The sequence below is a fragment of the Sphingomonas adhaesiva genome (genome assembly GCF_036946125.1).
GTDB classification, from domain to species: Bacteria; Pseudomonadota; Alphaproteobacteria; order Sphingomonadales; family Sphingomonadaceae; genus Sphingomonas; species Sphingomonas adhaesiva_A.
Window position 1 is genome coordinate 1,023,762 of record NZ_JAQIJT010000001.1, and the last position, 25,206, is coordinate 1,048,967.

At 70.4% G+C, this 25,206-nt stretch carries 21 protein-coding genes; 8 read left to right on the forward strand and 13 right to left on the reverse strand.

Annotation, left to right across the window (positions count from 1 at the left end; genetic code table 11):
• Positions 1 to 4: 4 nt before the first annotated feature.
• Positions 5 to 1,648: a M28 family metallopeptidase gene (locus tag PGN23_RS04955; RefSeq protein ID WP_335301719.1), complete on the reverse strand. Its 1,644-nt coding sequence runs from the start codon at positions 1,646 to 1,648 to the stop codon at positions 5 to 7.
• Positions 1,649 to 2,050: 402 nt separating this feature from the next.
• On the reverse strand, positions 2,051 to 2,665 hold the full coding sequence (gene rpsD, locus PGN23_RS04960; protein WP_335301720.1) for a 30S ribosomal protein S4: 615 nt from the start codon (positions 2,663 to 2,665) through the stop codon (positions 2,051 to 2,053).
• Positions 2,666 to 2,847: 182 nt separating this feature from the next.
• Between rpsD and PGN23_RS04965 the strand changes: the two genes are divergently transcribed.
• A complete protein-coding gene (locus PGN23_RS04965) occupies positions 2,848 to 3,159 on the forward strand; it encodes a chorismate mutase (RefSeq protein ID WP_335301721.1) in 312 nt (103 codons plus the stop codon).
• Between the two features lie 102 nt (positions 3,160 to 3,261).
• Here the strand turns inward: PGN23_RS04965 and PGN23_RS04970 are convergent, their stop codons facing one another.
• The gene (locus tag PGN23_RS04970; RefSeq protein ID WP_335301722.1) at positions 3,262 to 3,996 is read right to left on the reverse strand and encodes a murein L,D-transpeptidase catalytic domain family protein; all 735 of its coding nucleotides are present in this window, start codon (positions 3,994 to 3,996) and stop codon (positions 3,262 to 3,264) included.
• 209 nt (positions 3,997 to 4,205) lie between these two features.
• Between PGN23_RS04970 and PGN23_RS04975 the strand changes: the two genes are divergently transcribed.
• Both PGN23_RS04975 and PGN23_RS04980 read left to right on the forward strand, forming a co-directional pair.
• A complete protein-coding gene (locus PGN23_RS04975) occupies positions 4,206 to 4,775 on the forward strand; it encodes a L,D-transpeptidase family protein (RefSeq protein ID WP_335301723.1) in 570 nt (189 codons plus the stop codon).
• A 52-nt stretch (positions 4,776 to 4,827) separates the two neighbouring features.
• Positions 4,828 to 5,958, forward strand: coding sequence for an NAD(P)H-dependent flavin oxidoreductase (locus PGN23_RS04980; RefSeq protein ID WP_335301724.1), 1,131 nt, complete (start codon positions 4,828 to 4,830; stop codon positions 5,956 to 5,958).
• 7 nt (positions 5,959 to 5,965) lie between these two features.
• Here PGN23_RS04980 and PGN23_RS04985 read toward each other — a convergent pair whose 3' ends face one another.
• Positions 5,966 to 6,415: a nuclear transport factor 2 family protein gene (locus PGN23_RS04985; protein ID WP_335301725.1), complete on the reverse strand. Its 450-nt coding sequence runs from the start codon at positions 6,413 to 6,415 to the stop codon at positions 5,966 to 5,968.
• A gap of 110 nt (positions 6,416 to 6,525) precedes the next feature.
• On the opposite strand from PGN23_RS04985, the gene PGN23_RS04990 reads away from it, so the two are divergent.
• Positions 6,526 to 7,227 (forward strand): NAD-dependent deacylase, encoded by a 702-nt coding sequence (locus tag PGN23_RS04990; protein WP_335301726.1) that lies wholly within the window; start codon positions 6,526 to 6,528, stop codon positions 7,225 to 7,227.
• Positions 7,228 to 7,471: 244 nt separating this feature from the next.
• On the opposite strand, the gene gyrB is transcribed toward PGN23_RS04990, so the two are convergent.
• The 6 genes from gyrB to PGN23_RS05020 all read right to left on the reverse strand — a co-directional run bounded on the left by gyrB (position 7,472) and on the right by PGN23_RS05020 (position 15,946).
• A complete protein-coding gene (gyrB, locus tag PGN23_RS04995) occupies positions 7,472 to 10,015 on the reverse strand; it encodes a DNA topoisomerase (ATP-hydrolyzing) subunit B (protein ID WP_335301727.1) in 2,544 nt (847 codons plus the stop codon).
• A 51-nt stretch (positions 10,016 to 10,066) separates the two neighbouring features.
• Positions 10,067 to 11,326, reverse strand: coding sequence for an MFS transporter (locus PGN23_RS05000; protein WP_335301728.1), 1,260 nt, complete (start codon positions 11,324 to 11,326; stop codon positions 10,067 to 10,069).
• Positions 11,327 to 11,356: 30 nt separating this feature from the next.
• On the reverse strand, positions 11,357 to 12,619 hold the full coding sequence (locus tag PGN23_RS05005; RefSeq protein WP_335301729.1) for an MFS transporter: 1,263 nt from the start codon (positions 12,617 to 12,619) through the stop codon (positions 11,357 to 11,359).
• A 73-nt stretch (positions 12,620 to 12,692) separates the two neighbouring features.
• A complete protein-coding gene (gene recF / locus PGN23_RS05010) occupies positions 12,693 to 13,730 on the reverse strand; it encodes a DNA replication/repair protein RecF (protein WP_335301730.1) in 1,038 nt (345 codons plus the stop codon).
• Positions 13,731 to 13,745: 15 nt separating this feature from the next.
• Positions 13,746 to 14,759 (reverse strand): inorganic phosphate transporter, encoded by a 1,014-nt coding sequence (locus tag PGN23_RS05015; RefSeq protein ID WP_335301731.1) that lies wholly within the window; start codon positions 14,757 to 14,759, stop codon positions 13,746 to 13,748.
• 14 nt (positions 14,760 to 14,773) lie between these two features.
• Entirely contained in the window at positions 14,774 to 15,946 is a 1,173-nt protein-coding gene (locus tag PGN23_RS05020) for a DUF47 family protein (RefSeq protein ID WP_335301732.1), read from the reverse strand.
• Between the two features lie 90 nt (positions 15,947 to 16,036).
• Here PGN23_RS05020 and PGN23_RS05025 point away from each other — a divergent pair, with 90 nt between their 5' ends.
• Positions 16,037 to 17,581: a long-chain-fatty-acid--CoA ligase gene (locus tag PGN23_RS05025; protein ID WP_335301733.1), complete on the forward strand. Its 1,545-nt coding sequence runs from the start codon at positions 16,037 to 16,039 to the stop codon at positions 17,579 to 17,581.
• Entirely contained in the window at positions 17,581 to 18,243 is a 663-nt protein-coding gene (locus PGN23_RS05030) for an acyl-CoA dehydrogenase family protein (RefSeq protein ID WP_335301734.1), read from the forward strand. The genes PGN23_RS05025 and PGN23_RS05030 overlap by 1 nt, the downstream gene beginning before the upstream one ends.
• A 394-nt stretch (positions 18,244 to 18,637) precedes the next feature.
• Here the strand turns inward: PGN23_RS05030 and parE are convergent, their stop codons facing one another.
• A complete protein-coding gene (parE, locus tag PGN23_RS05035; protein WP_335301735.1) occupies positions 18,638 to 20,617 on the reverse strand; it encodes a DNA topoisomerase IV subunit B in 1,980 nt (659 codons plus the stop codon).
• Between the two features lie 116 nt (positions 20,618 to 20,733).
• Here parE and PGN23_RS05040 point away from each other — a divergent pair, with 116 nt between their 5' ends.
• Positions 20,734 to 21,621: an outer membrane protein gene (locus PGN23_RS05040; RefSeq protein ID WP_335301736.1), complete on the forward strand. Its 888-nt coding sequence runs from the start codon at positions 20,734 to 20,736 to the stop codon at positions 21,619 to 21,621.
• Between the two features lie 489 nt (positions 21,622 to 22,110).
• Here PGN23_RS05040 and PGN23_RS05045 read toward each other — a convergent pair whose 3' ends face one another.
• Positions 22,111 to 22,887 carry a GcrA family cell cycle regulator gene (locus tag PGN23_RS05045; RefSeq protein ID WP_335301737.1) on the reverse strand — a complete coding sequence of 259 codons (777 nt, stop codon included), beginning with the start codon at positions 22,885 to 22,887 and terminating at the stop codon, positions 22,111 to 22,113.
• Between the two features lie 101 nt (positions 22,888 to 22,988).
• On the opposite strand from PGN23_RS05045, the gene PGN23_RS05050 reads away from it, so the two are divergent.
• Positions 22,989 to 23,840, forward strand: a complete 852-nt coding sequence (locus PGN23_RS05050) for an ABC transporter permease (RefSeq protein ID WP_335301738.1) — start codon at positions 22,989 to 22,991, stop codon at positions 23,838 to 23,840.
• A gap of 95 nt (positions 23,841 to 23,935) precedes the next feature.
• Here PGN23_RS05050 and PGN23_RS05055 read toward each other — a convergent pair whose 3' ends face one another.
• A complete protein-coding gene (locus PGN23_RS05055) occupies positions 23,936 to 25,111 on the reverse strand; it encodes an aromatic amino acid transaminase (RefSeq protein WP_335301739.1) in 1,176 nt (391 codons plus the stop codon).
• Positions 25,112 to 25,206 lie beyond the last annotated feature (95 nt).

The window sequence follows — 25,206 nt, forward strand, 5'->3', positions numbered from 1 at the left end:
TCCCTTACTTGCCGCCGCCGGCGCGGCTCTTGTCGCGGATGGCGCGGAATTCGTCGCCCGCCACCCAATTGGGCCAGGCGTCGCCTTCGGCCAGCGCACGGCCGACCGCATAATAGATGCCGACGTCCTGCACCACGCCCGACCAGTTCCAATCGGGGTCATATTCGTCCTTGGGACCGTGGTAACGGTGCGCCTCGTAATCCTCCGCCGCGGCCTTCCCCGCCGCCTTGCCCCCGGCGATCAGGTCGTCGCCGGCATCGAAATAGAGCATCGGCACGCCCCGCTTCGCCAGGCTGAAATGGTCGGAGCGATAGTAGAAGCCCTTTTCCGGGGTCGGCTCGGCGGTGGCGACGCGGCCCTGCGCGGCGAGCGCACGGTCGAGATAGCCGTCCAGCTCCGACTTCCCCTTGCCGACGACGACGACGTTCCGGGCCGGTCCCGCCATCGACAGCGCGTCCATGTTCACCCCGCCGACCGTCTGCGCCAGCGGCACGACCGGGTTGGCGGCATAATAGGCCGAGCCGAGCAGCCCCGATTCCTCGCCGGTCACCGCCAGGAACATCTGGCTGCGCGGCGTCGGGCCTGCGCGCCTGTTGGCCTCCGCCAGCGCGACCAGCGCCGCGGTGCCGGTGGCATTGTCGATCGCGCCGTTGCAGATGTCGTCGCCGTCGGGCGCCGCCTCGCAATGCCCCAGATGGTCCCAGTGCGCGGTGTAGAGCACGTATTCGTCCTTGCGCGTCGTCCCCGGCAGGACGCCGACGACGTTGCGCGACATGTGGCGGCGGATCGTGTTGTCGAACGATACCGAGGCGGTCGTCCCCGGCAGCGCCACCGCACGGAAGCCCCGGCGACCCGCCGCCGCGGTCAGCGCGGCGAGATCCAGACCCTTGCCGGCGAACAGTTTCTGCGCCGCGTCGTGCTGGATCCAGCCGATCGCCGCGCTCTGGTCGGCGCCGTCGTTCTTCGTCGCGGCGACCTGCTGCGCGCCGGTCCAGCTCGACTGCACCACGTTCCAGCCATAGGCCGCGGGCTCGGTCTGGTGGATGATGATCGCCGCGGTCGCGCCCTGCCGCGCGGCCTCCTCGAACTTGTAGGTCCAGCGGCCGTAATAGGTCATCGCGCGCCCGCCGAACGGGCCGTCCAGCCCCGGCGTCTGCCAGTCGGGATCGTTGACCAGGATCAGCACCGTCTTGCCGCGCACGTCGACCCCGGCATAGTCGTTCCATCCCTTCTCCGGCGCGACGATGCCGTAGCCGACGAACACGACCGGGCTGTCCTTCACCGCGACATGCGGGGTAACGCGGTAGCTGCCGATCACCGCCTGCGGGCCATAGGCCAGCGAGATCGGCGCGCCGGCGCCCTTGAACACCAGCGGCGAGACGTTCTTCGCGGTGATCTCCACCAGCGGCACGTCCTGATACCAGCTGCCCCTGTTGCCCGGTTGCAGCCCGGCGGCGGCGAAGCGCTTCGCCAGATAGGCGACGGTCTTTTCCTCGCCCGCGGTGCCGGGGGCGCGGCCTTCGAACGCGTCGGACGACAGCTCCTTCGTCACGTCCTTCAGCGTCTGTTCGGAAATGACGGGCGCGGTCTGCGCGATCGCCGGGGCGGCGGTGGCGAGGAGGAGAAGCGGGAGGAAATGGCGACGCATGAACGAACTCCGCGAGGGATGTGCGCGCCTTGTGCCAAGGTGGCGGGCGCGTGTCCACGCGGCGGTTGCGGACGGACAGGGGCGCGGAAGTTGACAAAGTTGACGCCACGTCGGGCTCGCAATCCCTTCCCCGCGAGGGTGGCGTGCCGGGGGCAGGCGGATCGACGCTGAGAAGGAACGGCGCGATGATGACCGATCCGGGGCGTGTAGGACAGCGAAAAGAAAAGGGCGGCCCCGCGAGGGAGCCGCCCTTTTCTTTTCTGCCAGCACCGCCACGGCGAAGCCGCCCTTCGACTGCCTGCCAAGGCAGGCGCTCAGGACAGGCTTCGTCGGTCCTCGCCTGGGCGAGGCCGGCCGGGCCGCTGACGGGGTGCTGGCCGCAGCTTGCGCTGCGGCGTCGCGTCAGCGGCTGTAGAATTCGACGACCAGGTTCGGTTCCATCTTCACCGGATAGGGCACCTCGTCCAGCGTGGGCACGCGGATGAAGGTGACCTTGGCATTGCCGTCCGGCGCGACGTAATCGGGCACTTCGCGCTCGGCGAGCTGCTGCGCTTCCATCACCAGCGCCATCTCGGTCGCCTTGTTGCCGAGCGAGATTTCCTCACCGACATGGACGCGGCGCGACGCGACGTTGCACTTCACGCCGTTGACGCGGATGTGGCCGTGGCTGACCAGCTGACGCGCGGCGAAGATCGTCGGCGCGAACTTCGCGCGATACACGATCATGTCGAGGCGGCGCTCCAGCAGGCCGATCAGGTTCTGCGAGGTGTCGCCCTTCATCCGCGACGCTTCCTCGTAGCAGTGACGGAACTGCTTCTCGGTCACGTCGCCGTAATAGCCCTTCAGCTTCTGCTTGGCGCGCAGCTGGATGCCGAAGTCCGACATCTTGCCCTTGCGGCGCTGGCCGTGCTGGCCGGGGCCGTATTCACGCTTGTTCACCGGGGACTTGGGACGGCCCCAGATGTTCTCGCCCATGCGGCGATCGAGCTTGTACTTGGCGCTCTGGCGCTTCGACATGTGTATTCCTTGCAATCGAACGAACGACGGTATTCCCGGTATCGCGCTGCCTATCTCGTGAAAGATGCGCAGGCCCACCGCTTCACCGGGGTACGGGGGCAATTGCGAAGCGGCGCGCCTAGCCGCGGGGGCGGCGAGAGTCAAGCTGGACGGACGCCGCGGCGGCGCCTAGCAGCGCGGGGATGAGCGACATCCTGCCCGGCCCCGACTGCACCACGATGGCGGAGGTGCGCGCGGGCGTCGACGCGCTCGACCGCGAACTGGTCGCGCTGCTGCGCCGCCGCTTCGACTATATGGACGCCGCCGCGCGCATCAAGCCGGAGCGCGGCCATGTCCGCGACGAGGCGCGCAAGGCGCAGGTGATCGCGCAGGCGCGCGCCGAAGCCGAGGCGCAGGGGCTGCCGGGCGAGGTGATCGCGGATCTGTGGGAGCGGCTGGTCGAGGCGTCGATCGCGTACGAGCTGGCGTCGTTCGACGAGCGGGCTTCGGGATAGTTCAAGCTACACGTCACCCCGGGCTTGACCCGGGGTCCCGCTTTGGTCGCCCGCGTCCAGAAGAAGCGGGACCCCGGCTCGAGGCCGGGGTGACGTGTCGCCTCACACCTTCGCGGCGTAGATCATCCGGCCCGGCCCGAGGCGCGCGAAGACCTCGGCCAGCTCGCGCTCGCCGACCGCGAAGCACCCCTGGCTGCGCCCCAGCATGCCGCGCCGCGCGATCATGTCGGGATTGGCGTACCATGCCGCGTGGACGACGATCGCGCGTTCCAGCGCGTTGTTGTTGGTGGGGTCCAGCCCGATCAGCCGCTGCGACCGGCCGTGCTTGCCGATGTAGTAGTCGTCGGTGACGAACGCCCCCTCGCACGATGCGTTGGAGCCGTTGCCGTTGGAGAAGCGCTGCACATAGCCGGTGTGCGCGGGGTCGGAGCCGCTGCCGTGCGCCACCAGCTTGCTGGTGACGCGCCCGTCGCCCAGATCGATGAGGTGGAAGCGCGGCGTGCTCGACCCGGCGGAGAAGTCCGCGACCGCGATCCGGTCGCGGTGCGCGATGCGGCTGCCGTGGCGATCCAGCGCGGCCATCGCGCGCTGCATCAGCCGCTGGTTGACGCCGGGCGCCAGCACGCTGCGCGACACCGGCTGCACGCTCGCCACCGCAGCGCTACGCGGCGTGTGGAACGTGTCCGGCGGCAGGAGCGATTCAGGCTTGCCCCGCATCGCGCGGCCGTCGCGCATCCCCGCGGACACCGCACCCGGGATCATCAACGTGCCGGCAAACAGACCGCCGGTCTTCAACAATGCACGGCGCGACGGCGCCGCATCCTGCGACCACTTCATCGGTAGTAAAAATCCCCGCTTGAATGGCGCGTAAATAGCATGAAAAGGGTGAACAATCCGCAACCCGTACGACTGCTTGCGTACGCAGCGCCAGCATACGGCGCAAAATCCCAACGCTTCGTCGCCCGGCACCAATTCGCGCGTGGCACGTTCCCCATCGTGACGCCCGCCCGGACTGTTCGGGCGAGCATGGACGAAAGGGATCCGGGATGCGGCGATTCGCCCCCTGTCTGATCGCGCCGGTCCTTGCCGGCATCATGGCCGTCGCACCGGCGCAGGCGCGCGCCGCCGGGGCCGCGATAGACGAATATGCGCTGACGGAGGCGGCGGCGGAGCTGTCGCCCGGGCGCTTCCTGTGGGCCGATACGAAGGCGGCGGGGCCGGTCAGCGTGCTGATCTCCATCCCCGACCAGCGCGCCTATGTCTTTCGCGGCGAGCGGCTGATCGCGGCGTCGACCGTCTCGACCGGCACGGACGACAAGCCGACGCCGGTCGGCACCTTCACCATCCTGCAGAAGAAGGCGATGCACAGGTCCAACCTCTACGACGACGCGCCGATGCCCTATATGCAGCGGCTGACGTGGGACGGGGTGGCGCTGCACGCCGGGCGCAATCCGGGCTTTCCGGCGTCGCACGGCTGCGTCCGGCTGCCGACCGCGTTCGCCAAGAAGCTCTTCGAGATCACGCAGCTGGGCGCGACGGTCGAGGTGACCGATGCGGCCTATGTCTCCGGTGGCGGCGCGCCCTTGGCTCTCGACCCGCTGCTGGCGAGCCGCTAGCTTCCCTCCCCGAACGGGCCGCCGCACGAGCGGCCGGACGGGAGACGAGAGGATGCGCACGCCGATCTGCGCGATGCTGGGGATCGACTTTCCCCTGCTCGCCTTCAGCCATTGCCGCGACGTGGTCGCCGCGGTCAGCCGCGCGGGCGGGTTCGGCGTGCTGGGCGCGACCGGGCATACGCTGGAGAGCCTGGAGACCGAGCTCGCCTGGATCGACGCGCATGTCGACGGCAAACCCTATGGCCTGGACGTACTGATCCCCGAGAATCTCGCGACCGGCGGGGCGAAGGGGATCAACCGCGCGTCGCTGGCGGACAAGGTGCCGCCGGAGCACCGCGCGTTCGTCGAGGCGCTGGCGCAGCGGCACCATTTCGCGATGCCCGCGGAGCGCGCCGACAGCGACGCGCCGGCGCCGTTCGACCCGCATCTGGCGCTGGCGATGCTCGACGTCGCGTTCCGCCACCCGATCCGGCTGATCGCCAACGCGCTGGGCGTGCCACCGCCCGCGATGATCGAGATGGGCAAGGCGCACGGCGTCCCCGTCGCGGCGCTGGTGGGCGCGAAGGAACATGCGCTGCGGCAGGTCGCGGCGGGGGTCGACATCCTGGTGGTGCAGGGCGGCGAGGCCGGCGGGCATTGCGGCGAGGTGTCGACGATGGTGCTGGTGCCCGAGGTGATCCGCGAGCTGGAGAAGCGCGGCGCCCGCGTCCCCGTGCTGGCGGCGGGGGGCATCATGACGGGCGAGCAGATGGCGGGTGCGATGGCGATGGGCGCGGACGGCGTCTGGACCGGCTCGGTCTGGCTCGCGACGCCCGAGAGCGAGTGTTCCGACGTCTTCCGCGAGAAGATGGTCGCCGCGACCAGCCGCGACACGGTACGCTCGAAGAGCCGCACGGGCAAGCCCTCGCGCCAGCTGCGCTCGGCGTGGACCGACGCTTGGGAGGGGGAGGGATCGCCCGGCTCGCTGCCGATGCCGTACCAGAGCCTCATCAGCGAACCCGCGATCCGCGCCTGCGAGAAGGTGGCGGAGCGCGGCGATGCGGAGGCGCGCGCGATGGTGACCTATTTCGTCGGTCAGGGCGTCGGGCTGGTCGAGCAGGTGCGCCCCGCCGGGCAGGTGGTGCAGGACTTCAAGCAGGGCTTCGCAGCCGCGATGGAGCGGATGATGGGGATGGTGGAATAGAACGCCGTCAGGGCGTCGGGCGCGTCTCCACGGTGGATACGATCCGCCAGCCACGCCCGCGTTTCACCCAGGTGTCCACACCCGCCAGCCGCCCCGCGGCGACGGCGGCGCCGGGGGCGGTCCACGATTCCTGCCACGCGACGGTCGCGACACCGTCCAGGATGCGGACGGTCGCGCGATCCAGCCGCGCGGTGGCGCGGCGATCGTCGCGGCGCACCGTGTCGATCAGCTGTGCCGCGCTGCGGATGTCGCCCGACGCGCCGATCCATAGCGCGCGCGGATCGAGGTAGCGCTCGAAGGGGGCCGGGTCGCCGCTGGTCAGCATGGTCGTCAGCTCGCGCGTGGCGTCCAGGATGAACCGGCAATCCCGGCGATCGCCGCCGTGGCAGGCCGTGACCGCGCTCCCCGGCGAAGCCGTCGGTGCCGTCGCGATCATCGCCAACAGGGCCGCTGCCACCTTCGCCATCATCCCGCCCCCCGGCCGATCGTGCGACAGCAGCGCGACACGCGCGCCGCGCCCCGGGCAGCGACTATCGTCCCGGCGCCGATCGCCCTATCATCACGCGGATGGACGGCATCCGCAACATCGTCATCCTCACCGGCGCCGGTATCTCGGCGGAGAGCGGCATCGCGACCTTCCGCGGCCCCGGCGGGCTGTGGGAGGGGCACCGCGTCGAGGACGTCTGCACGCCCGAGGCGCTGGCGGCGGATCCGGTGCTGGTGCATCGCTTCTACGACCTGCGCCGCGCCGCGCTCGACACGGTGCGGCCCAATGCCGCGCACGAGGCGCTGGCGCGGCTCGACCGCGAATGGCCGGGCGAGCTGCTGATCGTGACGCAGAATGTCGACGACCTGCACGAGCGCGCAGGCGCGCGGCGGATGCTGCATATGCATGGCGAGCTGCGCTCCGCCTTGTGCGCGGCCTGCGGGGAGCGGCGTGCGTGGAGCGCCGATCTGCCGCCGGGGACGGCGTGCGACGTGTGCGGTGCGGCGGCGCTGCGGCCCGACATCGTGTTCTTCGGCGAGATGCCGTATCAGATGGAGCGGATCGAGGCGGCGCTGGCGCGCGCCGACCTGTTCGTGTCGATCGGGACGTCGGGCGCGGTCTATCCCGCGGCGGGGTTCGTACGCGGCGCGCAGGCGTACGGCGCGGCGACGCTGGAGCTGAACCTCGAACGGTCGGAGGGGAGCGCGTGGTTCGACGCGACTCGGCTGGGGCCGGCGGGCCGGCTGGTGCCCGCGTGGGTGGCGGAGGTGCTGGGCTCCTGAGACGCCGTCATGCCGGGCTCGTCCCTGGACCCGGAACAGGTCGAAACCTCTGCGAAACGGGTGCAGCAGCACCGGGTCCACGCCGTGCTGCTGCGCAGGCAGGAGCCCAGAGCCGGGCAGAACAACGCCGTATGGGACATGCAACCCCGGGGCTCCTGCCTGCGCAGGAGCACGGTGTAACCTTTTGCAAAGGTGTCGAACAGGTCCGGGGTGACGGGGTGGTCGGGTCAGGGGGTTCGACCCATCACACGTCCAGGTTGGCGACGCTCAGCGCATTCTCCTGAATGAACTCGCGGCGCGGCTCCACCACGTCGCCCATCAGGCGGGTGAAGATCTCGTCCGCGACATCGGCCTGGTCGATCGCGACCTTCAGCATCGAGCGGTTCGACGGGTCGAGCGTGGTTTCCCACAGCTGTTCCGCGTTCATCTCGCCCAGCCCCTTGTAGCGCTGGATCGACAGCCCCTTGCGCCCCGCGGCCAGGATCGCGTCGAGCAGCTGCGACGGGCGCGCGACCAGGGCCTCGCCCTTGCCGGTCCTGAGCTGCGCCGAAGCGCCGACCGCCACCGTATCCTCGCCCTCCTCGTCGGTGTCGACGGCATCGGCGGGGGCGTCCGCTGCCGCCCCCCCCTCGGCTGCGCTCGGGACAGGCTTCACCGGCACCAGCTTGGCCGCGTGCGCGAACACCTCGGCCTGCTCGGCGGCCAGCGTGTGGAGCTTGCGCGCCTCCGCCGAGGCGAGGAACGTCGCCTCGACGATGTGATGGTCGGTCACGCCGCGCCACAGCCGCTGGAAGTGGATGCTTCCCTCCCCGGTCAGCTGCGCGGTCCAGGTCGCCTCGGTATCGCCCTGGTCGAGCCGGCGCGTCACCTCCGCCACCGCGCCCTCGCGGCGGTCGCGCGAGGCGTCGGGGTCGAGCGCGCCGCCCAGCGCGAGCGCCTCGATGATGACGGGGTCGTAGCGGCGCGGCACGTAGCGCATCAGCGTGCGCATGCGGCGCGCATGCTCGACCAGCGGACGCAGGTGCGCGCCGGTCAGCGCCTCGCCCCCGCGCTCCAGCGCCATCGCCAGCAGCCCGGCATCGACCAGATAATTGTCGAGCGCGGCGTCGTCCTTGAGATAGACCTCCGACCGCCCCTTGGTCGCCTTGTAGAGCGGCGGCTGCGCGATGTAGAGGTGCCCCGCCTCGATGATCTCGGGCATCTGACGGTAGAAGAACGTCAGCAGCAGCGTACGGATATGCGCGCCGTCGACATCGGCGTCGGTCATGATGACGATCTTGTGGTAGCGCAGCTTGGCGAGATTGAAGTCGTCGCGCCCGATGCCGGTGCCCATCGCCTGGATCAGCGTGCCGATCTCGCGCGAGGCGAGCATCCGGTCGAAGCGCGCACGCTCGACGTTCAGGATCTTGCCGCGCAGGGGCAGGATCGCCTGGAAATGGCGGTCGCGCCCCTGTTTCGCCGAGCCGCCCGCGGAATCGCCCTCGACCAGAAACAGCTCGGAGCGGGCGGGATCGCGCTCCTGGCAGTCGGCCAGCTTGCCGGGAAGCGAGGCGATGTCCATCACCCCCTTGCGCCGGGTCAGCTCGCGTGCCTTCTTCGCGGCCTCGCGCGCGGCGGCGGCGTCGATCACCTTCTGCACGATCGAGCGCGCGTGCTGGGGGTTCTCCTCCAGCCATTCCGCCATCTTGTCCGCCATCAGGCTTTCGAGCGGCTGGCGCACCTCGGACGAGACCAGCTTGTCCTTGGTCTGCGACGAGAATTTCGGGTCGGGCAGCTTGACCGAGACGATCGCGGTCAGCCCCTCGCGCATGTCGTCGCCGGTCAGCGACACCTTCTCCTTCTTCAGCAACCCCGATTTCTCGGCATAATTGTTGAGCGTGCGCGTCAGCGCGGCGCGGAAGGCGGCGATATGCGTGCCGCCGTCGCGCTGGGGTATGTTGTTGGTGAAGGCGAGGACGTTCTCGTAATAGCTGTCGTTCCACTCCAGCGCGACCTCGATCGTGACGTGGTCGCGCGTGCCGGACACGGAGATGGGATCGGGGAACAGCGGCTGCTTGTTGCGGTCCAGCCACTTCACGAAGGCGGCGATCCCGCCCTCGTAATACAGCTCGACCGACTTCCTCTCCTCGTGCCGGGCGTCGTTCAGGAACAGGCGGACGCCCGAGTTCAGGAACGCCAGTTCGCGGTAGCGGTGCTCCAGCTTCTCGAAATCGAATTCGACGATCTTGAACGTGGCGGGGGAGGGGAGGAAGGTGACGCGCGTGCCCTTCGTGCCGTCCGGCGCGGGGCCGACGACCTTCAGCGGGGCGACCGCGTCGCCGTGGGCGAAGCGCATGTAATGCTCCTGCCCGTCGCGCCAGATGGTGAGGTCGAGCCATTCGGACAGCGCATTGACCACCGACACGCCCACGCCGTGGAGCCCGCCGGACACCTTGTACGCATTGTCGTCGGAGGTGTTCTCGAACTTGCCGCCGGCGTGCAGCTGGGTCATGATGACCTCGGCCGCGGACACGCCCTCCTCCGGGTGGATGCCGGTCGGGATGCCGCGCCCGTTGTCGGTGACGGATACCGATCCGTCGGCGTTCAACGTGATGTCGATACGGTCGCAATGCCCCGCCAGCGCCTCGTCGATCGCATTGTCGCTGACCTCGAACACCATGTGGTGGAGGCCCGAGCCGTCGTCGGTATCGCCGATGTACATGCCCGGACGCTTGCGCACCGCGTCCAGACCCTTCAGCACCTTGATCGAGGAGGCGCCGTAATCGCTGGTATTCTGCTGTTCTGCCATGCCCATCATATAGGCACGGCGGGGCGGCAACGAAAGCGAAATAGGGGCGTTTCAGGCCGCCGCGGCGGCGCGTACGCGGGGCAGGGGCCGCTCCCGCAGCGAGAGATACAGCAGCGCGGTGAGCGTCAGCGCGCCGGATGCGATGCCGAGCGCCACGTCGTAGCTGCCGGTGGCGTCGTACAGCCGCCCGAAGCCGACGATCCCGGTCGCGGTCCCCGCCAGCGCCATCAGCACCAGCCAGCCGTAGATCTCGCCATACGCACGCAGCCCGAACAGCCGCACGGTGAAGAAGGGGAGCAGGTCGTTCTCCGCGCCGTTCATCATGCCGGCGAAGAAGACGAGCACGACCAGCAGCGCGAAACCGGGCGCGCGGATCTCCAGCAGCGCGAAGCCGAGCGCGGAGAGCAGCGCGACGACGGCGGCGATCACCTGCGGCGACCAGCGGTCGATCAGCGCGCCGATCGCGATGCGCGCCACGACCTGCGCCGCGCCGAAGGCGGCGAGCAGCAGCGCCGCCTGCCCCGCGGATAGCCCGCGCTCCAGCCCGAACGGCACCAGTTGCGTGACGAGGCCGGCGGTCGCCAGGTTGATGCAGAAGGCGCTGGCGCCGAGCCGCCAGAAGCGCGCGTCGCGGCGCGTCTCCGCTGCGGTGGGGCCCTCGACCGGCGCCTGCGCGGCGGCGGCGCCGGCGTCGGGGCGGGTGGGGGCGGTCGCGGCGCCCCGTATCGCGATCAGCGCCAGCGGCATCGCGATCAGCGTCGTCACGATCGCCAGCGCGACGAACCCGCCGCGCCAGCCCCAGCCCGCGATGACCCATGCCGCGAGCGGGGGCAGCAGCACGGTCGTGATCGACAGGCCCGACGTGGCGATCCCCAGCGCCAGCCCGCGATGCGCGCGGAAGCACGCCGCCAGCGGCTTGCCATAGACGATCGAGCTGGTGCCCGGCACGCCGAGCGCCAGCAGCAGGACCAGCAGCTGATACTGCCAGATCTCGCCCCGCATCATCGCGAAGCCGGCATACGCCACGCCGAGCAGCGTCATGCACAGGATGATGACGGGGCGGATGCCGAGGCGATCGGCGGCGCGCCCCAGGAACGGCGAGCCGACCGCGCCGATCAGCCCGACCCCGGCGGCGGTCGCGATCTGCCCGCGGGTCCAGCCGAATTCCGCCATCATCCCCGGGGTGAACAGGCTCGACAGGTTCTGGAACAATCCCGGTCCCGCGCCGATCCCGATCAGCGCGCCGAGCACCAGCGGCCACCCGCGACGCCATTCGGCGCGCGCAGTGACGCGATTCGCGTTCCTCTCCATGATGTTAGCGTAGCAGGCGCGGGGGCGGCGTCACCCCCTGCCGGTGCCGACCCGCGACAGGGCGACGAAGCAGCCCGCCGCCAGCAGCAGCGCGCCGCTGCCCGCGGCCAGCGCCAGCGCATAGCTGCCGCTATGGTCGTGCAGCCGCCCGAAGCCGACGATCCCGATCGCCGAGCCGGCCAGCGCGATCGGCATGGCGGTGCCGTAGATCTCCGCGAAGGCGCGCAGCCCGAACAGCCGGGCGGCGAGGAAGGGGAGCAGGTCGTTCTCCGCCCCGTTCATCAGCCCGCACAGGAAGACGATCGCGAGCAGCGTCGCCAGCCCGCCCGGCGCCCAGCCGAGCAGCAGGAAGGCGGCGGCGGAGACGATCGCGATCGATCCGGCGACGGGGAAGGCGGGGAGGCGGTCGACCAGGACCCCGACCAGGATCCGCCCGGCGATGGCGCTGACGCCGAAGCCGGTGAGCAGCAGCGCCGCCTCCGCCGCGGGCAGGCCGCGCTCGATCCCGATCGGCACCATCTGTGTCACGAGCCCGGTGGTGGCGAAGTTGATGAGCACCGCCGACGCGATCAGCAGCCAGAAGCGCGGGTCGCGCCGCGCCTGTGCCGCGGTCATCCCCGGCGGGACCGGGGCGGGGGCCGCGTCGCCCGCGGGCGGCGCCTCCGCCAGCGGCGCGTCGCGGATCGCCAGCAGGATGGGGGGCAGCGCCACCGCCAGCGACGCCACGCCCATCGCCACCAGCGCGGCGCGCCAGCCATAGGCGTCGATCACCACGCCCAGCAGCGGGGCGACCACCACCGTCATGGCGGCGAGGCCCGAGGTGCCGAACGCCAGCGCCATGCCGCGATGCGCGACGAAGCGCGCCGCGATCAGCTTCCCGAAGGACAGGCTGCTGGTGCCCGGCAGCGCGAGCACCACGAGCATGACCCCGACCGTATAATGCCACAGCGCCCCCGCGACCGAGGCGAGCCAGAGATAGCCGAGCGCCAGCACCAGCATCGAGGCGACGACCACCGGGCGCACCCCCAGGCGATCCGCCGCGCGGCCGATCGCGGGGGCGGCGAGCGCGCCGATCATGCCCACCCCCGCCGCGGTCGCGATGTCGCCGCGCGACCAGCCCATGTCGCGTTCGAGGCCGGGGACGAACAGGCTCGACAGGTTCTGATAGAGGCCCGGCCCCAGCCCGGAGCCGAGCATCGCCGCGGCGACGATCGGCCAGCCGCGGCGCCATTCGCCGGCGGCGACGTCGTCGGCCGGGCGCGCGGTCCGGCGCATGTTCCACAGCCCTGCCATCACTCCTCCTACGGCGGCGGACCATGGCGAAGTTTCACGACGATGTCATAGTCCGAACGAAGTAGATGCCGCGTCAAAGCGCGATGGTGGTGGCGGTTCCGATCGCGGAGAAGAGCGCGGGCTCCGTCCCGGTCATCCAGGTCTGCCCCAGCGGTTCCAGCCGGCGGAACAGCGCGGCGCGGCGCGCGGGGTCGAGGTGCGCGGCCACCTCGTCCAGCAGCAGCACCGGCGCGCGGCCGACCCGGCCTGCGACCAGTTCGGCATGGGCGAGGACGAGGCCGAGCAGCAGCGCCTTCTGCTCGCCGGTCGAGGCGGTCGCCGCCGGGCGCACCTTGTCGACATGCGTCACCGCCAGGTCGACGCGGTGCGGCCCGGCGAGCGTGCGTCCCGCCGCGGCGTCGCGCGCGCGCCCGGCACGCAGCGCGTCGGCGAGCGCCCCCGCATCGCCGCGCCACCCCTCCAGCGCGAGGCGCGCGCGCGGCAGGGCGCCCGCGGGCTGTGCCGCCAGCGCGGCGTCGAGCGCGGCGACGGTGCGGTGGCGGGCGGCGTCGAGCGCGCAGCCGTGCTGCGCCATCTGCGCCTCCAGCGCGGCGAGCCAGTCGGCGTCGGGCGCGGCGTCGGCGAGCAGGCGGTTGCGGTCGCGCATCGCCGCATCGTAGCGCGCGGTATGGCGTGCGTGCGCCGGCTCCAGCGCGAGCGTGAGGCGGTCGAGGAAGCGGCGGCGCTCGCCGGCGGTATCGGTGAACAGCCGGTCCATCGCCGGGGTGAGCCACAGCACCGCCGCGCGCTCCGCCAGCGCGGCCGCATTGGCCGCGGCGCCGTTGACGCGCACGACGCGGCGCTCGGGGGCGGAGGCGAGCGTGCCGGTCGCGAGCTCGACCCCGTCCGCCAGCGTCGCGGCGACGCCGAACCCGCCGGGACCGTCGCCGCGCGCGATCTGCGACAGCGCGGCGCGGCGCAGTCCCCGGCCGGGGGCGAGCAGCGACACCGCCTCCAGCACGTTGGTCTTGCCCGCACCGTTCGCGCCGGTCAGCACGACGAACCCCGCCCCCGGCGTCAGCGCCAGCGCGTCATGATTGCGGAAATCGGTGAGGACGAGGCGCGACAGCATCCCGTACGCGCCGCCTCAGAACGGCAGCGTCATCGCGTAGAACGCCGCGCCGATCGCCGCGGAGGCGGGGATGGTGATGATCCAGGCGGTGACCACGTTCTGCGCCACGCCCCAGCGAACGGCCGAGGCGCGCCGCGCGACGCCCGCGCCGATGATCGATCCCGTGATGGTGTGCGTGGTCGACACCGGGATGCCGAGCGCGGAGGCGGTGAACAGCACGATCGACCCCGCCGCGGACGCGCTGAACCCCTGGTGCTGGGACAGCTTCGTGATGCGCGATCCCATCGTCTCGATGATCTTCCATCCGCCCGTCATCGTGCCCGCCGCGATCGCGATATAGCAGCTGATCGCGACCCAGTGCGGCACCTCGAACGGCCCCGTGAGATAGCCGGTCGAATAGAGCAGGACGGTGATGATCCCCATCGTCTTCTGCGCATCGTTCAGCCCGTGGCTGAGCGAATAGGCAGCGGAGGAGACGAGGTGGAGCGCGCGGAAGCTCCGTTCCGCGCGGTGCGCGGTCGAGCGGCGGAAGAGCCAGCTGGTGGCGAGCATCACCATCATCGACAGGATCATGCCCAAAGTCGGCGACAGCACGATCGCGAGCAGCGTCTTGTTCAACCCCGACCAGTGGACGCCGTTCAGCCCGGCGTGCGTCACGCCCGCGCCGATCAGCCCGCCGATCAGCGCGTGGCTGCTCGACGAGGGGATGCCGCGCAGCCAGGTGATGACGTTCCACGACATCGCGCCGCCCAGCGCGCCGAAGATGACCGCGGGCGTGACGACATCCTTGTCGATCAGGCCCTTGCCGATCGTCTCCGCCACCGCGTGCAGGCTGGGAAAGGCGATGGTGAGGAAATAGGCCGCGAAGTTGAAGAAGGCGGCGAACAGCACCGCGGCGACCGGCGACAGCAGCCGCGTCGCGACCACGGTGGCGATCGAATTGGCCGCATCGTGCAGCCCGTTGAGATAATCGAACGCCAGCGCGACGACGATCAGCGCCACGAGCAGCGGGAAGGCGATCTGGTGCATGGGGGGGCGATGCGTCAGGCGTGGTCGATGACGATGCCGTCGATCTGGTCGGCGACATCCTCGAACGCGTCGACGATGCGCTCCAGATGCTTGTAGATTTCGCGCTCGACGACGAAGCGCAGCGTGTCGCTGTGCCCGTGCTGCTGGAGCGAGCGGCGCAAGCCGGCGGCGTGGATCTCGTCGGCATGGCCCTCGATCCGGATCAGCCGCTCGGTCAGCTCGTGCAGGCGGTCGCCGTTGCGGCCGATGTCGCGCAGCAGCGGCATCGCCTCGCCCGCGAGGCGCGCGGCGTCGACGATGATCGCGGCCATGTCGCGCATCTCGGGCGCGAAGTCGCGCACCTCGTACAGGTCGATCGCGGAGGCGGCGGCGTGCATTTCGTCGATCGTATCGTCCAGCGCGCCGATCAGCGCGGTGATCGCACCGCGGTCGAACGGGGTCAGGAACGTCTTGCGGACGGTGGTCAGCACCTCGCGCGTGATATTGTCGGCGTCGTGCTCGCGCTCGACGATCTCGCGGATATGCTCGCGGGCGGTGGCGCCGTCGGACGACAGCAGCCGCGCGGTCGCCTCCGCCCCCGCCTGCACCGTCGCGACATGCGCCTCGAACAGCTCGAAGAAATTGCCCGTCCGCGGCAGCAGACGTTGAAACCAGCCGAACATCGAACCCAATCCCGATCCCTGTTGCGCGCTGCGCGCCGCACCCGGGCGACGCAGCGCGGCCTTGAACTCCGTCGGCGCGAACGACCGAAGCAGGTCGCGCAGGTCGGGCTCATGGACGACCTCGACCGCTTCCGCGAGAGCGAACCAGCGCCGTTCGCGCTCGTCCTGCTCCTTCCAGGCCGTCAGCTCCTGCGTGACGGCCAGCGGAAACACCTCGACATCTGCCATCAGCGAGGCGCCACTACTACGCCGCTTGCGATAGCGATAGGTGCCCAGTGGAATCGGGCACAGCGCGCCGATGACCCCCGCTTCCTCCTGCGCCTCCTGCGCGGCGGCGTCGTGCGGGGACATGCCGGGTCCGATGTTGCCCTTGGGCATCACCCAGCGACGCGTGCCGCGCGACGTGACCAGCAGGACGCGGACGACGGCGGTGTCGACCGATTCGCCGTCGAGGCGATAGGGAAGGGCGGCGATCTGGCGAATGGGACGGGATCCTGTGAGGGTGAGCCCGATGTCATAGCGCATCGCGGCAGTTTGTCAGTGATTTAGGCGAAGACGGCGCACCTGTCAGCTGTGTCAGGGGACGCCGCGCGGGCGCCTGCTAGGCTGGCGCGCATGACAGGGAAGAGCGAACTGCCCGCCACCTTCGGCGCCGCGCTGGCGCATCATGCGCGCGAACGCCCGGCGCAGGTGGCGCTGCGCCACGGCGACCACGTGACCGATTATGCGACGTTCGACGCGCATGCCTCGCAAATCGCCAACGGGCTGCGCGCGCTGGGGCTGACGAAGGGCGACCGCATCGCCTATGTCGGCAAGAACAGCGACCAGGCGGTGGAGCTGGCGCTGGGCGTGGCGCGCGCGGGCATGGTGTTCGTGCCCGTGATCTGGCGGCTGGCCCCGGCGGAGGTCGACGCGATCCTGGAGGATGCCGCGCCGGGCGCGCTGTTCGTGGAGCCGGCCTTCGCCGCGCGCGCGGTCGCGTCCGCGCATGTCGTCGCGATGGGCGACGACTTCGCCGCCTGGCGCGATGCGCAGCCCGACACGATGCCCGACGTCGCCGTCGACGAGCGGGACGTGGTGCTCCAGCTGTACACCTCCGGCACCACCGGCAAGCCGAAGGGCGTGATGCTGACCCATGCCAACGGCATCCGGTCACGCGCGAACCAGATCGCGGCCGGGGTGGAATGGCTGCTGGCCGAGCCGGGCGATGCGGCGATCCTTGCCATGCCCTATGGCCATATCGGCGGCGTCGGGGTCGCGTTCGGCGCGGTCAACAGCGGGCAGGAACTGATCGTCCATGCCGAATATGACGCCGCGCAGGTGATCGCGACGGTCGCCGAGCACCGGGTGAAACGGCTGTTCCTAGTGCCCGCCGCGATCGGCCTCCTGCTGGCGCATCCGGACGCCGCGGACGCCGATTTCTCGTCGATCCTGACGCTGTCCTACGGCGCGAGTCCGATCCCGCTGCCGCTGCTGCAACAGGCGGTGGAGCGGATCGGGTGCGGGTTCGTCCAGGTCTATGGCATGACCGAGACCTGGGGGTCGGTGGTGGCGTTGCCGCCCGAGGATCATCTGCCCGGACGCGAGGCGAAGATGACCGCGGCGGGCAAGGCGCTACCCGGGGTCGAGCTGCGCATCCAGGACGAGGAGGGGCGCGTCCTGCCGCCGGGCACGATCGGCGAGGTCGCGATCCGCAGCCCCAACAACATGGCGGGATATTGGGCGCGCCCGGAGGAAACGGCGCGGACGCTGTCGGCGGACAACTGGCTGCGCACCGGCGATGCGGGGCTGCTGGACGAGGAGGGCTATCTCTTCATCCAGGACCGCATCAAGGACATGATTATTACCGGCGCGGAGAACGTCTATCCCGCGGAGGTGGAAAGCGCGATCTATGCGCATCCCGCGGTCGCCGATGTCGCGGTCATCGGCGTGCCCGACCCCAAATGGGGCGAGGCGGTGAAGGCGGTCGTGGTGCTGCATCCCGGGGCCGAGGCCGATGCCGCGGCGATCATCGCGCATGCGCGGACGCGGATCGCGGGGTTCAAATGCCCCAAGACGGTCGATTTCATCGCGGCGCTGCCGCGCAACCCCTCCGGCAAGATCCTGCGCCGCGCGCTGCGCGAGCCGTTCTGGGCCGGTCACGAAAGGCGGGTGAACTGATGACCTTCGCATCGAGCGACGAACAGCGGCAGCTGGCGGACATGCTGGACGCGCATCTGGCGCGCGGCGACGCGCACTGGGCGCGGGCGGTCGAGGAAAGCGGCGTCGGATCGCTGGGGATCGCGGAGGATGCGGGCGGTCTGGGCACCGACCTGCGCGACGGTGCGGTGGTGGCGGCGGCGTTCGGGCGCGCCAATGCGGGGCTGGACTGGGCGGAGCATTGGGCGCGCAACCGCTACGGCGCGACGAACGAGGCGGCGCGCGACGCGCTGGCGATCCTGCATTCGGCGGAAATGGTCGGGCTGTGCACGACATTGCTCGCCGATACCGCCGCGTTCCTGAAGGAGCGGCGGCAGTTCGGGGTGGCGATCGCGTCGTTCCAGGCGCTGCGGCACCGGATGGCGGACATGGCGATGGCGCTGGCGCTGGCCGACGCCGCCGTCGGGGCGGCGATCGACACGCCCGACGACGCGCGCGCGGTCGCGGCGGCGCGGGTGCTGGCGGAGGAGGCGGCGCGCATCGTCGGCGAGGGCGCGGTGCAGCTGCACGGTGCGATGGGGCTGACCGCGGAGCTGCGCGTTGGTGGCTATTTCCGGCGGCTGCGCGTGCTGATGCAGGGCGACGGGACCGCGCGGGGGATGTTGCGGCGGATGGCGGTTTAGAGCGTGATGACGTGATGTTGACCCATCGTGATTGTCCTGAGCCGTTCGTCGGCGAGGAGCGACGTGCAGCGCGGGCTGGTAGCCCGTGCCAGCGGCGCGACGTCGTCCGGCGGGCGGCTCAGGACAACCGCTGTGCGGCGGGCGGAATGTCGTTCGTGGCGTCGTCCCTCGTCAGTCACGGGGGCAAAGCCCCGTTCCCTCCTCGCTCCTATCCACGAACGACATTCCGCTCCGTCCCGACGGGTCAACATCACGTCATCACGCTCTAGGTTCGATTTGAACGTCCGTTCGTGCTGAGCGAAGTCGAAGCACAGCCATTGTCGTGCGTGGCCTTCGACTTCGCTCAGGCCGAACGGGGAGGGGGATTGTCGTCGAGTCGCTGATCCCGGCCCCCTCACGCGTCGATCGCTTCCTCGTCCAGCCGGGCCGCATTCTCCTGGATGAAGGCGAAGCGGTGCGCGGGGTTCGTGCCCATCAGGCGGTCGACCAGGTCCTTCACCCCGGCGCGCTCCTCATATTCCTGCGGCAGCGTGATGCGGATCATGCTGCGCCTGGCCGGGTCCATCGTCGTCTCGCGCAGCTGCGCGGGGTTCATCTCGCCCAGGCCCTTGAAGCGCGCGACCTCCACCTTCTTGCCGCGAAAGGCGGTGCGCTCCAGCTCGGCGCGGTGCGCGTCGTCGCGCGCGTACAGGCTCTTTGTCCCCGCGGTCAGGCGGTAGAGCGGCGGCTGCGCCAGATGCAGGTGCCCGCGGCGGACCAGGTCGGGCATCTCCTGGAAGAAGAACGTCATCAGCAGCGTCGCGATATGCGCGCCGTCGACATCGGCGTCGGTCATGATGACCACGCGTTCGTAGCGCAGATTGTCCGGGCGGCAGTCCTTTCGCGTGCCGCAGCCCAGCGCGAGGATCAGGTCGGCGATCTCCTGATTGGCGAGGATCTTCGCGCTGGTGGCGGATGCCACGTTCAGGATCTTGCCGCGGATCGGCAGGATCGCCTGCGTCTTGCGGTCGCGCGCCTGCTTGGCCGAGCCGCCGGCCGAATCGCCCTCGACGATGAACAGCTCGGTCCCCTCCGGGCTGTCGGCGGCGCAGTCGGTCAGCTTGCCGGGGAGGCGCAGCTTGCGCGACGAAGTGGCGGTCTTGCGCTTCACCTCGCGCTCGGCCTTGCGACGCAGCCGCTCGTCCATCCGCTCCAGCACATAGCCGAGCAGCGCGCGCCCGCGCTCCATGTTCTGGCCCAGCCAATGGTCGAAATGGTCGCGCATCGCCTTTTCGACCAGCCCCGCCGCCTCGGGCGAGGTCAGCCGGTCCTTCGTCTGCGACTGGAATTGCGGTTCGCGGATGAAGACGCTGAGCATCAGCTCGCTGCCGACCATCACGTCGTCCGCGGTCAGCTCCCTGGCCTTCTTGTTGTTCACCAGCTCGCCGAACTGGCGCAGGCCCCGGACCAGCGCCTGGCGCAGGCCCTGTTCGTGGGTGCCGCCGTCGGGGGTGGGGATGGTGTTGCAATACCAGCTGTAGCTGCCCTCGCTCCACAACGGCCAGGCGACCGCCCATTCCACCTTGCCCTGGCTGTCGGCGAACTCCTGCTGCCCGGCGAAGAAATCGGCGGTGGCGCATTCGCGGCCGCCGATCTGCTCCTTCAGATGGTCGGACAGGCCGCCGGGGAATTGGAACACCGCCTCCGCGGGCGTCTGGTCCTGGATAAGCTCGGGCGCGCATTTCCAGCGGATCTCGACGCCGGCGAACAGATACGCCTTCGACCGCGCCAGCTTGTAGAGGCGCGCGGGCTTGAAGTGCAGCTCGGGGCCGAAAATCTCGGTATCGGGCACGAAGCTGACGGTGGTGCCGCGGCGGTTGGGGGCGGCGCCGACAGTCTCCAGCGCGCCCATCGTCACCCCGCGCGAAAAACGCTGGCGATACAGCTGGCGGTCGCGCGCCACCTCCACCACCGTCTCCGACGACAGCGCGTTGACCACCGACACGCCGACGCCGTGGAGGCCGCCCGAGGTCGCATAGGCCTTCCCCGCGAACTTGCCGCCCGAGTGGAGCGTGGAGAGGATCACCTCCAGCGCGGACTTGTCGGGAAATTTCGGATGCGGGTCGACCGGGATGCCGCGGCCGTTGTCGACGATGGTCAGGCGGTTGCCCGGCTCCAGCGTGACCTCGATCCGGGTGGCGTGGCCCGCCACCGCCTCGTCCATCGCATTGTCGAGCACCTCCGCGGCGAGGTGGTGCAGCGCGCGCTCGTCGGTGCCGCCGACATACATGCCCGGACGCCGCCGTACCGGCTCCAGCCCCTCCAGCACCTCGATCGAGGAGGCGTCGTAGCTGGGGGACCCGGCGGTAGCCGGCGAGGCGAAGAGATCGGACATGCGATCGTCATATAGCGAGCGGGGCGGAAACCCAAACCGCGCCGCGGGACATCAAACGTCACGCAACCCGATCCTCATCAGCCCCGTTGCGCGGGCGAGACAACAGGGAGTTGACGATGAAGGCGTATCTCTTGGCGGCGGGCGCGCTGCTCGCGGGCACCCCGGCGCTGGCGCAGGACATGGCCGGCGGCGATCCGGCCGTCACCACCGGGTTCAGCGGAATCTACATCGGCGGCGCGGGCGGCTATGACGTGCAGGGCAACGACGGCGGCTCGCGCATCCTGTTCGACCGCAACCTGGACGGGCGGTTCAACGACAGCGTTCTGACCGGCACCGGGGGCAACGCCTTCGCCCCCGGTTTCTGCGGCGGCGGTGCGACCAGCGCCAATGCGCCGGGGCAGACGAGCGCCAACGCGCCGGCGCTGGCGGCGGGCACCGGATGCCGCAAGGATCGCGATTCGTGGGGCTATTACGGGCGGATCGGCTTCGACCAGCAGATGGGCGCGATCGTGGTCGGCGTGGTCGGCGAGTTCGGCAAGACCGAGATCAACGACAGCGTCTCGGGCTTCTCCGTCACGCCCGCCAATTACGTGATGTACCGCGACATCTCGTGGGAAGCGGGCATCCGCGCGCGCGCCGGGTTCACGCCGAACGACTCGACGCTGTTCTACGGCACGTTCGGGCCGGGCTATGCGCGGATCAACCGCAGCTTCTCGTCCAGCCAGAGCACCAACACCTTCACCGGGCGCGGCGATCGCAACCAGTTCGGTATCCAGGGCGGTGGCGGCATCGAGCAGCGGATCGGGAACAACTTCTCGATCGGGCTGGAATATCTGTACCACCAGTACCGGGACGACGATTACCGCGTCCGCGTCGCGGGGCCGGCGGGGACGCCGTTCACCAACGCGGCGAACGGCGGGACGGTCAACGGCACCGACCTGCGCCGCTCCGACGACAAGTTCCGGTGGCACAGCATGCGCGCCACCGCCGCGTTCCGGTTCTAGGCGGAGCGTGGCCTGCGCCGGCCCGTCCGGCGCAGGACTCACGCCCGCCCGGCCGGCGTGCCGCACGGCACGACCGACGGCGCGGCTTTGCCGCGGCGGTGGTGCATCTAGCGGATGCTGTTCGCAGGCGGGAGCGGCGCCTTCGCGACCGTCTGCTGTGCTCCTGCCTGCGCAGGAGCATGGCGTAGCCTTTTGCAAACGTCTTGCCTTTGCCGGACCTCTGCAAAAGCCTTCGTTCCCCGGCGAAGGCCGGGGACCAGTTGGGGGCCGGCTTCAGCATCTTGCCAGCGTGCCGATGCTGGGCCCCGGCCTCCGCCGGGGCACAGAAAAGAGCTTTCGCAAAGCTCCCGCCTTCGTCGGGGCACGGGTTTCAGAGAAGTCTCGAAGCACCTCTCACGCCCGTCATGGGAGTGAATCCCATGACGTCGGATGCGGCTTTGGCCGCGCCGGCCGGGCGGGCGGGCGGGCGCTGGCCCGGCTTTGCCGGGCCTAGCGGGCCCGCGGCCCGCCGAACGGCAGCGGCGGGGCGCGCCGGTCGCGGCGCGGCAGCTGCGCCTGATACGCATGACCGCAATGCGCGACGCAATAGGGGAAACCGGGGTTCACCTTCTCGCCGCAGAAGTGGAAGTCGGGCTCGCCCGGATGGCCGAGCGGCCATTTGCAGATCTTGTCGTTGAGATCGAGCAGCGAGGTCTTGTTCGCGAACTCAGGCGCCACCTTCGCGGGCACCAGGCGGCGCGGCGGGGCCGGCGCGATCGGCGGCTGCTGCTCGCCGGGCGACTGGCGGACGAAGCCGCCGGGGCCGACCGAGCGCAATACCGGCTGCTGCGGCGGCGGGGGCGCGGCGGCGACCTGATCGGACGTGGTGGCCTCCGTATCGTCCCCGTCTTCCTGGTACTCTTCCTCGTCCTCATCCTCGACCGCGGCGGGCGCGGGGCGCGGCGCGGAGGCGGTCAGGAACGGGGGCGGCGTCGCCGGCTTCGGCGCGGGCGGCGCCGACTCGACCACGGGTGCGGGCTCGGGTTCCGGAGCCCCCGATAGAGGGGGCGCTGCCGCCGCCGCCGGGGCGGCAGCGGGCGCGGCCTTCGCGCGCGCCTCGTCCTTGCTGACGACGGGGGACGGGCGCGACTGGAGTCCCAGGCGATGCGCCTTGCCGATCACGGCGTTGCGGCTAACCCCGCCCAGCGCCTCGGCAATCTGGCTGGCGGTCTGTCCCGCTTCCCACATCGTCCGGAGCGTATCGATGCGCTCTTCCGTCCACGACATTCGTCACTTCCTCACAACAACTTGGCCGGCGAGAGCCGGTGGCAGCCTGGCCGGCACCAGCCGGTTGCGGGCGGCGGCGGCAGCGTCTACCCGCAGACGCGATGAGCAGCCAGCCCCCCCTTGGTCAGATCCCCTCGGCGATCCGCAGCGCCCCCGGCGAGCCGGTGATCCGCAACGTCAACTGGGGCGGTCTGAAGACCCTCTATGTGAAGGAGGTGCGCCGTTTCTTCAAGGTGCAGCTCCAGACGATCTGGGCGCCCGCGGTCACGACGCTGCTGTTCCTGGTCATCTTCACGATCGCCAACGGCGCGCGCCGCCCGGTGATGCTGGGGGGCGAGACGGTGCCGTTCGCCGATTTCGTCGCGCCCGGGCTGATCGTGATGGGGATGCTCAACAACGCCTTCGCCAACGCCAGCTTCTCGCTGCTGGTGGGCAAGATCCAGGGCAATATCGTCGACTATCTGCAACCCCCGCTGTCGTCGGCGGAGGTGCTGGCGGCGCTGACCGGGGCGGCGGTGACGCGCGCGTTCCTGGTCGGTCTCGCGGTGTTCCTCGCGATGTCGCTGTGGCCCGGCGTCAACGTGGTGCCGCGGCATCCGGGTGCGGTGCTGTGGTTCGGGCTGCTGGGCGCGCTGTTCCTGGCGCTGGCGGGCGTGCTGACGTCGATCTGGGCGGAGAAGTTCGATCATGCCGCGGCGGTGACCAATTTCGTCATCGCGCCGATGACGCTGCTGTCGGGCACCTTCTATTCGGTCGATCACCTGGCGCCGGCGTTCCGCGCGTTCAGCCATGTGAACCCGTTCTTCTATGTCATCTCCGGCTTTCGCTACGGGTTCCTGGGGACGGCCGACTCGCCGGTGCTGCTGGGCAGCGTCGTGATCCTGGGGATCGACGTGGTGCTGGGCGTGCTGTGCTACGTGCTGCTGAAGCGCGGGTGGAAGCTGAAGAGCTGACGCCGAAACCCGGTTCGTGCCGGGCGAAGTCGAAGCACATGCGGTGCATGTGCCGCATGCCCTTCGACTTAGCTCGGGGTGAACGGACGGAGGAATTAGCCGAGATACGGCGTCAGTGCCGCCACCAGCGGGTCGATCATGTCGGGATGCAGCCCCGCCAGGTTCGCGCGGCCGTCGTCGGCGATGTAGATCGCATGGTCGCGGCGCAGCGCCAGCACCCCGTCGTGCGCGATGGGCAGCAGCGCGAACATGCCGGTCTGCGCCGCGAGCGGGGCGAGCGCGGGGTGGGACGCGGCCAGCCGCTCGCGCAAGCCCAGCACGCGCCGCCGCATCACCTCCAGCTCCTCGCGCCAGATCGCGGTCAGTTCCGTCGATTCCAGGATGACGCGCACCACCGCCGCGCCGTGGTCCGGCGGCATCGACCAGCAGGTGCGCGCGGGGTTGCGGATGCCGCTGCGCACCTTCGCCAGCGACGCGGCGTCGTTCACCTGCGCCCAGAGCGCGCCGGTCCGCTCGCGGTAGAGCCCGAAATTCTTGTCGCAGCTATAGGCGACCACCACCGCCTCGACCCGGTCGGCGAGCAGGCGAAGCCCCGCGGCATCCTCGTCCAGGCCGCGGCCCAGCCCCTGATAGGCGAGGTCGACGATCGGCAGCAGGCGGCGGCGCGCGACCAGCTCCGCGATCCGCTCCCACTGCGGCAGCGTGAAGTCGACGCCCGCGGGATTGTGGCAGCAGCCGTGGAGCAGCAGCGCCTGACCCGGCTGCGCGGCCTCCAGATCGGCGAGCATCGCGTCGAGGTCGAACCGCCCCGCCATCGCATCGTAGAAGCGGTGGGTGCGCACCTCCACGCCGGCGGCGCGGAACAGGGGCACGTGGTTGGCCCAGGTCGGCTCCCCCACCCAGACGACGGGGGTGTCGGACATGGCGGCGACCAGCTCCGCCGACAGCCGCAGCGCGCCGGTGCCGCCGGGCGTCTGCATCCCGACGCGGAAGGGATGCGCGGCGTCGCCGAATACGATCGGGGCGAGGCGATCGACGAAGGCGAGGTCGCCGTCGAGGCCGAGATAGACCTTCGTCTCCTGCCGTTCGAGCAGGATGCGCTCGGCCGCCTTGACCGCCGCCATGACCGGGGTGTTGCCCCGATCGTCGCGGTAGACACCGACGCCCAGGTCGACCTTTCCGGCGCGCGGATCGGCGCGGAACGCCATCATCAGCGCCATCAGGCCGTCGGGCGCCTGCTCGCGCAGGTTGGCGAAAAGACTGTCGGTCACGGCGTCGTCCCCCATATGATCGTCGCGATCGTTACTATCGCGGGCGGCGCGCACAAACTTGCCGAATAGCGCCCGACAATCGCATGGAAATGGCG